At 69.0% G+C, this 12,877-nt stretch carries 9 protein-coding genes; 4 read left to right on the top strand and 5 right to left on the bottom strand.

Going from position 1 to position 12,877, the window contains the following annotated elements:
• Positions 1-2 precede the first annotated feature (2 nt).
• From JMF97_RS00460 to JMF97_RS00470, 3 genes are all read right to left on the bottom strand, one after another.
• Entirely contained in the window at positions 3-1,769 is a 1,767-nt protein-coding gene (locus JMF97_RS00460; protein WP_203219727.1) for a stealth family protein, read from the bottom strand.
• A 61-nt stretch (positions 1,770-1,830) separates the two neighbouring features.
• Positions 1,831-4,572, bottom strand: a complete 2,742-nt coding sequence (locus JMF97_RS31900; RefSeq protein ID WP_203219728.1) for a bifunctional glycosyltransferase/CDP-glycerol:glycerophosphate glycerophosphotransferase — start codon at positions 4,570-4,572, stop codon at positions 1,831-1,833.
• 51 nt (positions 4,573-4,623) lie between these two features.
• Positions 4,624-6,441: a stealth family protein gene (locus JMF97_RS00470; RefSeq protein ID WP_203219729.1), complete on the bottom strand. Its 1,818-nt coding sequence runs from the start codon at positions 6,439-6,441 to the stop codon at positions 4,624-4,626.
• Between the two features lie 460 nt (positions 6,442-6,901).
• Between JMF97_RS00470 and JMF97_RS00475 the strand changes: the two genes are divergently transcribed.
• Entirely contained in the window at positions 6,902-7,819 is a 918-nt protein-coding gene (locus tag JMF97_RS00475) for a DNA-3-methyladenine glycosylase family protein (RefSeq protein ID WP_203219730.1), read from the top strand.
• A 52-nt stretch (positions 7,820-7,871) separates the two neighbouring features.
• Here the strand turns inward: JMF97_RS00475 and JMF97_RS00480 are convergent, their stop codons facing one another.
• Entirely contained in the window at positions 7,872-8,084 is a 213-nt protein-coding gene (locus JMF97_RS00480; RefSeq protein WP_013732349.1) for a hypothetical protein, read from the bottom strand.
• Between the two features lie 135 nt (positions 8,085-8,219).
• On the opposite strand from JMF97_RS00480, the gene JMF97_RS00485 reads away from it, so the two are divergent.
• Together JMF97_RS00485 and JMF97_RS00490 are read left to right on the top strand one after the other, a co-directional pair.
• Positions 8,220-9,332: an ATP-dependent DNA ligase gene (locus JMF97_RS00485; RefSeq protein WP_203219731.1), complete on the top strand. Its 1,113-nt coding sequence runs from the start codon at positions 8,220-8,222 to the stop codon at positions 9,330-9,332.
• Positions 9,333-9,386: 54 nt separating this feature from the next.
• Positions 9,387-10,952 (top strand): alpha/beta hydrolase, encoded by a 1,566-nt coding sequence (locus tag JMF97_RS00490; protein WP_203220266.1) that lies wholly within the window; start codon positions 9,387-9,389, stop codon positions 10,950-10,952.
• A 132-nt stretch (positions 10,953-11,084) separates the two neighbouring features.
• Here the strand turns inward: JMF97_RS00490 and JMF97_RS00495 are convergent, their stop codons facing one another.
• Complete coding sequence (locus tag JMF97_RS00495; protein ID WP_203219732.1) at positions 11,085-11,792, bottom strand: DUF899 family protein; 708 nt, start codon at positions 11,790-11,792, stop codon at positions 11,085-11,087.
• A 136-nt stretch (positions 11,793-11,928) separates the two neighbouring features.
• Here JMF97_RS00495 and JMF97_RS00500 point away from each other — a divergent pair, with 136 nt between their 5' ends.
• Positions 11,929-12,849, top strand: a complete 921-nt coding sequence (locus JMF97_RS00500; protein ID WP_203219733.1) for an RNA polymerase subunit sigma-70 — start codon at positions 11,929-11,931, stop codon at positions 12,847-12,849.
• The last annotated feature ends 28 nt before the right edge of the window (positions 12,850-12,877 follow it).

Here is a 12,877-nt window from a genome sequence, read left to right on the forward strand (position 1 = left end):
TGTCAGGCCCGCTCCCAGGGGCTGGCCACCGGGAAGTAGGTGTCCAGGAAGGGGATGACGACCTTGAGCTGGTCGGCCAGATCCTCCTCCGTCGAGAACGCGTCGTTCAGGCAGAAGACGTGCCGGTCCCGCCGGGCCAACAGGTGCGCGAGCCGGCCAGGGGTGTCCGGACGGGACAGCTCGGCGATCGTGTAGTTCAGATTCCCCGGCACGGCACGCCCGGTGTGGAACGCGTAGTAGTGGTGCAACGACGAGGCGATCGATATATCCGTCATGCTCCGGAAGCGACTTCCGGCGGTCCGCCGGTGCGCGGCGGAAAAGGTCTCCTCGATCTCGGCCAGAACGCTGCGCCGCAACGCGTGCGGCATGTGCTTCATCTTCTGCGTCAGTACGGTCCCGAATCGTTCGGCGATCAGGGCACGATTGTTCTTCCCCGCCGCCGATGCCGGGATGTCCTCTGCGTTCGCCGGGCCGGGCGGCACCAGGGCGGGTGAGGGGAAGAACCGGGAGATGCCGTTGGCCAGGAAGAAGTCCGAGGGCAGCACCTCGGTGCCGAGGAACACGTCGTCGTTGAAGTAGAGAAAGTGCTCGGAGAGTCCGTCGATGTGGTGCAGCTGGCTCTCAATGGCGTGCGAGTTGTAGGTGGGTAGCGCCGACGGGTCGGCGAAGATCTCGCGGTGATCGACCACCCGGATCCCGGGTGTCGACGGATCCAACCAGGCCGGCACTTGGTTGTCGGTCACCAGATAGACGTTGCGTACCCAGGGCGCGTACAGGTGCAGCGAACGCAGCGAGTAACGCAGTTCGTCACGGCTGAGGAACCGAGCCGCGCTCGCCGCCTCGTGGTGGTAGGGCACTCCTGTCACCGCGGCCCGACGCCGCAGCCAGTCCGGGTCGGTCCCGTCGACCCAGGTGTAGACCACGTCGATCGGAAAGGTCACGTCGTCGGGGCGCCGTCCGGCAAACGGTGGCCTGGTGGGGGTGGTCGGGGAGGCCGTCGCCGGCACCAGCGCCGTGAACAGCGATTCGGACACGAACACCGACGACTCGTCCGCGTCGACCTCCGCGGTCACCGCATTCCGGCGCGGCGCGACCAGGCTCTCCCCCTGACGCGACCAGAACTCCACCTCACACCCGTACGTCTGGCCCAGCACGAGACGCTGCCGAGGGTCCGTCCAGTACCAGGTCAGCCGCAGCACCGCAGCGTCCGACACGCGCCGCCAGGTTTTCGACTCGAATCCCGCCAGCGGCGTCTGCTCGCCACCGGCCCGGAGCACGGTGACGTAGCCCGGTACCTGCTCACAGGCGGCCGCGAGGGCCGCGAGGACCCGGTCACGGTCCGCCGCGTCGACCGCGACCACCGACGACCGATCAGACATTCCGCGTACGCGGAAGTAAGCCACCCCGGCGTCGTCGAGCGCCGCCGTCACCGCCGCCAGGTTCTCGGTACGGGCCCGCAGGGGCGTGATGGTCGCTGCCACTCGGGCGATCCGGGGTGCCCGGTCGGCGACGACCACCGCACGGTCTCCCCCGGCCAGCAGTTCCGGCTGCCGTCGGGCCAACCGTTCGCCCCGCCGGCTGGCGAGCTGGTTGTCCCCCGCAGCCCGGGCGACCCACTGCTTGAGCTGATGACGGGCGCGCGGGCTGACCTTCTTCGCGATGGCGCGACGGGTCTGCGGGCTCAGCACCCGCCGATAGACGTCCACGAACCCCGACGGCTCTGCGAGGGCCCGCGGTACCTGTGACGGCGTCGGTTCTCCGTCGATCATCTACTTCCTTCCGCTTCGGTGGGTCCCTCCGTCACGGGGCAGACCTCGACCCGTGACCCAGTCACCGCTGCGGTCCCGGCAGTGCGGCGATCGCCGCGACCACTCGTTGGCTGTTCTGCTGATCCTGCACGGCGAAGAAGTCGGCCGCCCGGCGGGTGTACTCCTCCTCGCGGGCACAGCCGGTTTCCAGGTATCCGACGATCGCCCGCACCGTTTCCGCCGCCGTTTCGCAGACCGGGCCGAAGCCGTGTTCGCGGTGGTCGAAGTACCCCCTGCGGTAGCCCCCGATCGAGAAGTACTCCTCACTGTCGAAGTGGGCGTAGATCAACGGGGTGCCCAGGTACGCGACGTCGAAGGCGGTGGACGAGTAGTCGGTGATGAAGAGATCACACTGTCGAAGTGCATCCTGCACGCTGCGCTGCGTCTGATCCACCACCGCGAAGCAGCCATCAGCCGGCACCATGTTCGTCGACACCGTCCGCATCTCGTAGTGCGGAAGGAACTCAAGGGTGTACCCGTGATGCTGGAGGCTCTTCTTCAACTCTTCGCTGGCGAACAGTTCCTGAAGGAACTGCGCGTAGCGGGACGACTCAAATGGAAATCGCGGGCGCAGCGAAGGGTTGTAGGAGGGGCTGACCAGATAGCTACGCCAGGTGGGCATGAGCAGGATCCGTCGGCCACCCCGCTCCGGAACCAGCGCGTCGAAGCGCGGGAAGCCGAGCCGCTGGGCAGCAGCTCCGTAGTCGAAGTGCTCCGCGACGTACTCGGCCTCCTTGCCGGCTGCGGCAACGAAGAGGTCGACGCCGGTCTTGGCCCGGTGCAGACCGCCACTAACGTCCTTGTCCGTGACTCCGTGCTGAAGAAAGACACGATCGGAGCCGATCCGCCAGTTCAGATGCTTGAGGAACGCCCCACGATTCCATCGCGACGGCAGCATGTACGAGTCGATGTCGTATGAGTTGATCAGCTTGGTCGCGTGCAGCATCAGGAACTTGTGCCGGAACGAGTCGTACGCCACGACGTTGCCCAGCCCACGAAGCCGCTCCCGGTCCGGGCTGTCCTTGGAGATCAGGTAGTAGGCGTTCCGTTTGCGCTCGGCGTTGCGAAGGTAGCGGAACAGATGCCAGGAGTTGTCCTGGGCCGTGTCCTTGCGCTCGCCGATCAGCCATATGTCGCGGCCCCGCATGAATGGTTCGGTGAGCATCCGCAGCAGGCGCTGCTTCCAGAACGGCTGGCGCGAGAGAACGTGCCGCAGGTCCTTACGCAGCAGCAGTCGCCGCCACCGACGTTGACCCGCGGCCCCTGCACCCTTGAGGACCTGCAGGGTGGCGTTCTCCGGCCTCGTGAAGCCCGGCAGGATGCGGGTGTCGCCAGCCAGCTTCATCGGGGCGTCCCGCAAGTAGGCCGCCGTGATCATCGCCTGGCGGGAAGCCTGCCCGGTGTCGGTCATGAAGACCAGCCGTAGACTGTGGTTTCCGTTGCGAAGCTGGGAGACCGGCACCTCGGCCGCGAAGCCGGCCCACTCGCGGCTGTCGTCGGCAGACTTCAGGTCGGCGCGGCGCTCCAGGGTGGCCGGCACGGTCAGCCCACTGCCCCGCACCCGCAGTCCGAGCGGGGTACGGATCGGGCGGTGCATGGGTAGACCGTTGATCTGAATCTGCCCGGACACCCTGAGCGTCTCCCCAGCCCCGGTCAGCCGTACCTGCTCAAGACGTACGGCCACCGCGCTGACCCTGGTCAGCGGAAGCAGCGCGGGCTCAATCGGATAGTCGAGGAACAGCTCACCCCCGCAGGCCACCACACTTTGAATCCGTTCCCAGGGGCGTGCGAACAGGTCGAAGTCGTAGGATTTGAAGGCCAGGTAGGGCACTCGGTGCCGGGTGTCGGCGGTCCAGCGGGCAATGAAGGCTGGGTCGATGTCCTGGTAGATCCGGCTGCATCGCTCGAAGATCCGCCACAAGTCCGCGTCCTTGAACAGGGTGTGCGCTCGCATGGCGAAGCCCTGGTAGCTACGGACGAGGAACCGCTCAAGCACTTCGCGACGGAACACGTCCAGCTCAGGACGAAGTTCCGCGAGGGTTTCGCAGAGATCCAAGTGGTCCCAGTAGTTCTGCTCGCGGACGAACAGGTTGTCCATGATGGAGTTGCCGATGTCCCGGCGACGATACTGGTAGACCACCTCATCGACCAGGGCGATCCGCTCCGCCTTGAGCAACATCGGAATGGCCAGGAACGCGTCCTCGAAATGGACCCCCTCCCGGAACCGGAAGCCGTACTCCCGGATCTGCGCCAGATCGTAGATCTTGTGGCAGGGGCCGGCATCGAAGACCAACTCAGGGGCGTCGACGACGCTTTCCAGGAGCCGGTCCCCCTTCCCGAACGGCTTCTTCCAGAGGAAGGCGGTGGGCTTCGGGAAGGTGTCCATGTCACCGATCGCGATGCTGGCCTTGTGCGTCACGATCGCCTTGAGCAGCACCTCAATGGCGCGCGGCGGCAGGATGTCGTCGGAGTCGACGAACGTGACATACGGCGTCTCCGCCATGTCGAGCGCGCGGTTCCGGGCAGCCCCCGGACCACTGTTGACCTGCCGAACTGCGGTCACGTTCTGGTGTTCCGCAGCGAACTGCTTGGCAATCAGGTCGGAGCCGTCGCTACTTCCGTCGTCAACCAGGATCACATGGCACTGGGCGAACGCCGTCTGTGCCGCAATCGACGCGAGCGTCTCAGGCAGATAGTCCTCGACGTTGTAGACCGGGACAATGATCGTGACCTGGGGTGCAGGGCCTACCACACTGGACTCCACTGGGGATGGTTTATAGGAAACGCGCTGGCCGGCACGGATTGGCGGGCCTCGTCAGCCATCTGGCCGCAGCAGGACCGTCTTGGCGTCGATGACCGGCTTGAGCCTGCTGTTCGGCAGGGTCGGGGCGTCGACCTGAGGACCTCGCCGGGCACCAGGCACGGGCCGCTGCGAGGTGCGCCACAGGGCGCTGGCACCGAGTTTGCGGCGCTCGGCCACCTCGTCGTCGGGCAGCTCGAACGGTGCGGGGAACGGCAGGTAGCGGGGCAGGAAGTCGGCAAGCATCCGCTCCTGCTCCTCGAAGGCGCGCGGATCCGAGTCGGTGTCGTTGAGGCAGAACACGTCGCGGTTGCGGTGGGCCAGCAGCTCGGCCAGGCGCGCGGGCGTCGACGGGTGGCCGAGGTCGGTGTACTCGTACTCGATGTGCCCCGGGACCGCCTGTGCGGTCAGATAAGCCCAGTACTGGTGCAACGACGACGGGATCGACAGGTCTTCGTGGTGGCGGAACCGGTGCCGGGCCGTGGCGAGCACGTCCGCCGGCAGCATCGCCTCGATCTGGTGCATGATGCTGCGCCGCAGGGCGAACGGAGTGTGCTTCATCTTCTGCGTGATGGTCACGCCGAACTGGCGCTGGATGTGCCGGCGGTTGTTCTTCCCGGCGGCGTTGACCGGCGGGTCGCTGGGTCTCGCCTCGCCGAGCCCGAACTGTGCCGGGGAGAGGAAGAACTTCGCGATGCCGTTGGCGTGGAAGAAGTGCGTCGGGAGCAGCGGCCGGCCCAGGAAGACGTCGTCGTTGAGGTAGAGGAAGTGCTCGGCCAGGCCCTCGATGCGGTGCAGTCGGGACTCGATGGCGTGCGAGTTGAACGACGACAGGCCACCGATGTCGGCGAACAGTTCGGCGTGCGAAACGACGGTGATCATCGGGTGGGTCGGGTCGAGCCAACTCGGCAACTGGCTGTCGGTGACCACGAAGATCTTCCTCAGCCAGGGCGCGAAGCTGTGCAGCGAACGCATCGAGTACCGCAGCTCGTCCCGGTTGTGGTAGCGCGAGGTGTTGGCGGCGATCGCGTGCAGCGGACCGCCGGGCGTCCCCATCGCCGCCTGCTTGCGTTCGCGCCATTCCGGGTCCGAACCGTCGACCCAGGTGTAGACCGCGTCGATCGGGAAGCCCACCCGGTCCGGTGCGCGTACGGCCAGGTCACGACGGGTGCCGTAGGTGTGGTCGTCGGCCTCGGGTACGAAGTGGCTGAGCAGTGCGGCGGCGACCCGTACCGGTTCGGCGCGGGCCGGCGCCTCGTCGATCACCGCGTTGTGCCGGGGTGCCCGGACCACGTCGCCGGCCCGGGTCCACAGCTCGATCTCGCAGGCGAACTGCGCGCCCAGCACCACGCCCGCGCGGGCGTCCGTCACCGGGAACCACACCTGGATCACCTCGGTCGGTGCCCGGTCCGGCTGGTGACGCTCGGGCCGTACCTCGACGATCCGCACGTGTGCGCCCGACAACTCGGGCGCGGAGCGGACCAGCCGCCGTAGCGCGTCACGCTTGTCGTCCAGGACCGCCACCGTGCTCCGCAGGTAGTCGTCGTTGCGTACGCAGTGGTATTCGATGCCTGCGGACTCCAGGCTGGAGGTGACGGCGGTCAGGTTGCGGTGCCACATCTGCAGCGGCGTGGCCGCCGCGACGACCTCGGCCTCGGTGCGGACCCCGTCGTCGGAAACGGTCACCCGGGCGCCGACAGGGTGCACCGTCTCCCCGCCGCGAGGGCGGGTGAGGGTACGCACCATGGCGAGCCGCTGATGCTCGGGGAGCAACCGGAGCAGGTGGCGCCGGACAGCAGGCGGAAGAAGGCGGTAGACGCGCAGCGCAATCATCAGATCGTCGAGGTCCGACGGGTCACCTTTCGGCGACCACGTCAGTGCTGAGGCTCGTGCGGCGAAGCGACGGCCGTGGGCCGTCCTGGTTGAACAACCGCTACGGCAGTCATTCCGTTACCTCCTGCGCAAGTCCCCGTGGTGCGCGGTCCGGCCCCTGTCGGATGACCGACCGTCCGTCACCGGGCCATGCACCGGCGTCGTTGCAGGCCGGACGGTCACCGCGCAGGTCGGACCATAACAGCGCAGTTGGCTAACGAGATAGTGATCAAACCTTGCCATTACCGTCGTGTCGGATTGTGACGCCAGCTACATCTGCATATACGCGCATTTGACCGAAGAATCCTGGCCGATCAGGTGGCCAGGAGGTGAACGTACGGCTCATCGGCACCGTCCGTGGACCCGAAACGTGCCTGGCCCCGCACTGCTCAGGCGCCCACCGAGGTGGCACAGTGGGGTCGTGACCGGGACCGCGCCCACCGCGAGCCGGACGCTGCGCCCGCCACCCGACTACCGGCTGGTCGCATCGATCCGGCCACTCACCTTCAGCCCGTACGATCCCTGCGCACGGATCACCAGCGACACCCTCTGGTGGGCCGCTCGTACGCCGATCGGACCCGCCACCCTGGCCCTGCAGAGCAGCGGCGGCGAACTGCGCGCCGACGGGTACGGGCCAGGTGCCGGCTGGATGGTCGAGCACGCCGACGCGATCGCCGGGCTGCGCGACGACCTCACCGGCTTCGCCGACCTGGCCCGGTCACATCCGGTGGTGGCCCGACTCGCGGCCCAGCACGCCGGCTTGCGGCTGCCCGCCACCGGGCTGATCTTCCCCCGGGTGCTCCGGGCCGTCTTCGAACAGAAGGTCACCGGCAAGGAGGCATACCGGGCGTACGCGGCCACCGTCCGCCACTTCGCCGAGCCGGCGCCGGGCCCGGTGTCGCTGCTGCTGCCCCCCGAGCCGGCAGCCGTGGCAGCCGCCCCCTACTGGGTTTTCCATCCGTTCGGCGTGGAGCAGCGCCGCGCCGAGACACTGCGCCGCGCCGCCGCGGTCGCGGACCGGCTCGAACGCAGTGCGGACTCGTCGACGGCCACCCGCGCCCTGTTGACGATCAACGGGATCGGTCCGTGGACGGCCGCCGAGGTCGTCCGGGTGGCGTACGGGGACGCGGACGCGGTGAGCGTCGGCGACTACCACGTACCGAACACGGTGGCCTGGGCCCTGGCCGGCGAGGCACGCGCCGACGACGCCCGGATGCTGGAGTTGCTGGAACCGTTCCGGGGGCATCGGGGCCGGGTCTGTCGGCTGCTGGAAGCCGCCGGCATCCATGCGCCGCGATTCGGCCCGCGGATGCCGATCCGCTCCTTCGCCCGCTACTGACCTGCGGTCCTGCTGACCTTCGGGCACTGCCGAGCGGCCGCCCGACAGGGTGTCACGCGGCCTCGTGCAGGTCAGCAAGATCCACCGGGCTCCACCGGCGCAACAGCGCCGCCAACTCCGCCACCGTGGCCACCTCGCCGAGCACGTTGTCGCCGCCGCCGAAGCGGCGGGGATAGCGGTGGACCAGCCGGTAGACGTGCCGGCCCCGGATCAGCTCGACGCTGACCCGCCACCGTCCGCAGCACCCGCACACCCACTCCGACACCCCGCGAAATTAGCTCTGACCTGCGGTTATGCGAATCTCCCAGGCGAGTGGTGACGACCCACCGGCGGACACGCCGCCCACCGACCGGCCGTGATCTGCCTCACCGTTGTCGGTGGGGTCTGGTTGACTGTCGCCGTGGACCTGCCGATCAACCCGCCGGTGGAGCCGATGCTCGCCCGCAGCGTCGCGTCGATCCCCACCGGGCCGGGCATGACCTACGAGCCCAAGTGGGACGGTTTCCGCTGCATCATCTTCCACGACGGCGACGAGGTGGAGCTGGCCAGCCGGGGCGGCAAGCTGATGACCCGCTACTTCCCCGAGGTGGTCGAGCAGGCCCGCCGACAGTTGCCGGCGCGCTGCGCGGTCGACGGCGAGCTGATCGTGATCCGCCGCGACGGCCCGAAGGCCGCGCCCCGGCTCGACTTCGAGCTGCTGGCCCAACGCATTCACCCGGCCGCCTCCCGGGTGAAGCTGCTCGCCGAGACCACGCCCGCCGACTTCGTCGCCTTCGACCTGCTCGCCCTCGACGGCGAGAGCCTGCTCGACGTGCCCTACCCGACCCGGCGGGCCCGGCTGGAGCAGGCCCTGGCAAAGGTGCGCCCGCCGGTGCACGTCACCCAGATCACCACCGACACTGAGACCGCCCACCGCTGGTTCGACGTGTTCGAGGGCGCCGGGCTGGACGGGCTGATCGCCAAACCCGCCGACCTGCCCTACGAGCCGGGCAAGCGGCTCATGTTCAAAGTCAAGCACGCCCGTACCGCGGACGTGGTGGTCGCCGGGTTCCGCTGGCACAAGTCCGGCCCGGTGGTCGGCTCACTGCTGCTCGGCCTCTACGACGACGCGCAGGTGCTGCACCACATCGGGGTCAGCGCCTCGTTCACCATGGCCCGCCGGGCCGAGTTGCTGGAGGAGCTGGCCCCCTACCGCGAGGTCGGAGCCGAACACCCGTGGGTGCACGGCGACCACGAGCGCGGCCAACGCATCCCGGGCGGGGTCAGCCGGTGGACCGGCACCAAGAACCTGGAATGGGAGCCGCTGCGCCCGGAGCTGGTGGTCGAGGTGGCCTACGACGCGATGGAGGGTGACCGGTTCCGGCACACCGCCCGGTTCGTCCGCTGGCGGCCCGACCGCGACCCGCTCTCCTGCCGGTACGACCAGTTGGACCGGCCGGTCCGGTTCGACGTGGACCAGGTCCTGCGCGGCGATCCGACGGTGACGGTCGGGTCCGGCACCGGCTCCGCGTAGCCTGACGATCGCACCGATCACGGAGGCTCGCTCGTGACCCGTACTACCGACCCGATCCGCCGCCGCCGACGGCTGACCATCGCCGGCCTGGTGTCCGCTGCGGTGCTCGCCGCCGGATGCACCCTGCCGGCACTCGCGCCGCGCAGCGACGTCGAGAGCGAGGCCGCCCCACCGGGCACGACACCGACCTGGCAGGCCTGCCCGGAGGTGGCCGACGAGGTGGTCGGGCGGGGCGCGCCCGGCATCCGGTACGAATGCACCCGCATCCAGGTCCCCCGCGACTGGGCCGGCGGCAGTGCCGCCACGACCGGCCCCGGCGCCGGCGAGACCTTCGAGATCGCCCTGATCCGGGCCCGCTCCGACAAGCAACGCGACCGCATCGGCTCCCTGCTGGTCAACCCCGGTGGTCCCGGCGGCTCGGGCGTGGACACCGCCGTCTACCTCTCCTTCGGCGAACAGTACGGCGGCCTGCCCGACCGCATCATGGAACGCTTCGACATCGTCGGCTTCGACCCACGCGGGGTGGCCCGGTCCAGCCCGGTGGAGTGCATTCCCGACGCCGACCTCGACGCCGTCTTCGGCTCCGACCCCGACCCGCAGAACCAGCAGTCCTTCGACGACCTCGTGGCGCTGGCCAACCGCATCGGCCGGGGCTGCGGCGACAAGTACGGCGACCAACTCCCGCTGTACGGCACCGAGCAGGCCGCCCGGGACATGGACGCGATCCGCGCGGCGGTCGGCGACGACAAACTCACCTACCTCGGCTACTCCTACGGCACGCTGCTCGGTGCCACGTACGCCCAGCTGTTCCCCTCCCGGGTGCGGGCGCTGGTGCTCGACGGCGCGATCGACCCCCGACAGGGCCTGATCGAGGGATCGGAGAGCCAGGCCAAGGGCTTCGAGCGGGCCTTCGACAACTTCCACCGGTGGTGCGCGGCCAACGCCGCCCGCTGCCCGATCGCGCCCGACGCCCGCGCCGCCGTCATCTCCGCCATCGACAAGGCCCGGGTGTCACCGGCCCGTTCCGCCGACGGCCGGGAAGCCACCGCCGGCTGGGTCTTCTACGCGGTCATCTCCTCGCTCTACACCGAGAGCGGCTGGCAGGAGCTGGCCCGCGCCATCGACCAACTGGAGGGCGGCAACCCGCAGGGCGTGTTCCGCCTCGCCGACAGCTACGCCGACCGCGACGACAAGGGCCACTACACCAACCTCTTCGACGCCAACACGGCGATCAACTGCGCCGACGAGGAGGAACGGCCCAACCTCGACCGCATCCGCCAACTGCAGTCCCAGTGGCGCACGCAGTACCCGCTGTTCGGCCCGGCGCTGGCCACCGGCCTGATCTCCTGCACCGAATGGCCCGGCGGCAGCGACCCCTACCCCACCGGCCGCGCCGACGGCGCCCCACCGATCCTGGTCGTCGGCACCACCGGCGACCCGGCAACGCCGTACGAGCAGACTCCGGCGCTGGCCGAGATGCTCGGCGTCGGCCGGGTGCTCACCTGGGAAGGTGAGGGTCACACCGCGTACCCGCAGACCGCCTGCATCACCCAGGCCGTCGACGCGTACCTGATCGACCTCACCGTCCCCGCCGAAGGGAAACGCTGCCCCGCCCGCTGACTTCCGGCCTCACTTCCCCTGCCGGCACCCGCAGGCATTCGGGCTCTGCGGGAAGCGCCCGCCCGCGGCACGACGTGGCAGCAGGCTGGCACCGCGGCCGACCCGAGCATGATCACCTCGATCATCAGGACGTCATCGCGGTGCGACGCCGGGGCGTGACCATTGCGCGGTGGGGCGGCCGTTGAGACGCCACGGGTGCCCGGTGACCCGTGGCCAGCCTTCAGGCGAGTTTTCCCAGTTCTCCTGCCGGCCGTACACCGTGAGGTCCAGGGCGTGGTAGGTGGTCGTCAACGCCTCCACGCCCCGCCCGGTGGTCCAGTAGGTCTCATAGACCTTGTCGCCGTCGCGCAGGTAGCACGCGATGAACCCGGAGCCGCGACCGTCGGCCAGAGCTGGGTCGGAGTCTCTCGCCGAATACCAGGGGAACCTGTAGCCCATGAACTCCGCGAACGGGGCACTTTCGTTGTAGGGACCCTCGCAGAACACGGCGTAGGTGACGTCCCGAGCGTGCAGGTAGTCCAGCATCTGCATGTGACAGGTCGAGAAGGTGCACCCCTCACACTGCTGCTCGTACGGCTTGCCGTCGTGCCACATGTGGAAGTAGGCGATGAGCATCCGGCGGCCCTCGAACACCTCCACCAGCGGGGTGTCCCCGCCAGGGCCCCGCACCGTCACCGTCGGCATCAAGGTCATCGGCAGCTGGCGACGAGCGGCTGCGATCGCGTCTCCTTCGCGGGTATGGGCCTTCTCCCGGACCAGCAGTTCGTCGCGCTCGCGCAGCCAGGTCTCCCGGTCGACGACCGGGGGCGCGGCGGCGCTGGACGCGGGGGTTGCCGTCATGGCTGTCTCCTTCGTGCAGTGGGGATCGGTCACAGGTACAGACGACCGAGTCGACGGTCGTCATCGGTGACCGATGACGGATGGGTCCTCAGTCGTCAGTACGGTGGTGAGGACCACTCAGCCCCCGGGAAGTCACATGTCCGAATCGCCTGATGAGCCGGCGGTCTGGCTTCAGCGCGCCTTCGACGAGCACCGGCGTGAGCTACACGTCCACTGCTACCGCCTCACCGGGAACGTCACCGACGCGGACGACCTGGTGCAGGAGACCTTCCTGCGGGCCTGGCGGGCTCGCGACCGCTTCGAGGGTCGGGCGTCGGCGCGCACCTGGTTGTACCGGATCGCCACGAACGTCTTCCTCGACAGCCGCAAGGCGGCCGGTCACCGGACGGTACCGTACGGTGATCCGCTGGAGTGGTCCACCGAGCTCGGCCCCTATCCCGACGCCCTGCTGGCCGACGATCCGCAGACCGGTCTCGCCGCCCAGGAGACCGTCGAGCTGGCCGTGATCGCAGCGCTCAGGTACCTGCCGCCGCGGCAGCGGGCGGCCTTCGTGCTGCGCGACGTCTACGGCTGGACGCCGCAGGAGATCGCCGCCGCGCTCGACACCGCCGTAGCGGCCGTCAACAGCCTCCTCCAGCGGGCCCGCCACACTCTTCGGCGGCACGCTCCGTCGGACCCGAAGGACTGGCGCCGCCCGCAGCTCACCAGTGAGGACGAAGAGATCCTGCGCCGCTACGCCAACGCGAAGGACCCGGAGACGATCCGGGCACTGCTCGCCGAGGACGTACGGATCACGATGCCGCCCGAGCCGCCGGTCGTCGGGATCGACGCGGCCGCGGAGTTCCTCGGCCGACCGCTCGACTGGCGTACGTTCCCCACCTCGGCCAACGGGCGCCCGGCGCTGATCAACTATCTCCGCCGGCCCGGCAGCCCGCACTACGAGGCGTTGGTCGTCGACGTACTCCGGATCGAGAACGGGAAGATCGTAGAGAGCAACGCCTTCATCGGTGCCCGTCACGTCGCCGCCTTCGGCATGCCCGCCACGCTCGAGCCCTAGACGAGTAAGTCTCAAGCTAGGTGGTTGC

The organism is Micromonospora fiedleri, from assembly GCF_016774385.1.
In the GTDB taxonomy this organism is placed as follows: Bacteria; Actinomycetota; Actinomycetes; order Mycobacteriales; family Micromonosporaceae; genus Micromonospora; species Micromonospora gifhornensis.

Coding starts and splice junctions, on each gene's coding strand:
- JMF97_RS00460 (WP_203219727.1), bottom strand. CDS start 1,769: ATGATCGACGGAGAACCGACGCCGTCACAGGTACCGCGGGCCCTCGCA.
- JMF97_RS00470 (WP_203219729.1), bottom strand. CDS start 6,441: ATGATTGCGCTGCGCGTCTACCGCCTTCTTCCGCCTGCTGTCCGGCGC.
- JMF97_RS00500 (WP_203219733.1), top strand. CDS start 11,929: ATGTCCGAATCGCCTGATGAGCCGGCGGTCTGGCTTCAGCGCGCCTTC.
- JMF97_RS00495 (WP_203219732.1), bottom strand. CDS start 11,792: ATGACGGCAACCCCCGCGTCCAGCGCCGCCGCGCCCCCGGTCGTCGAC.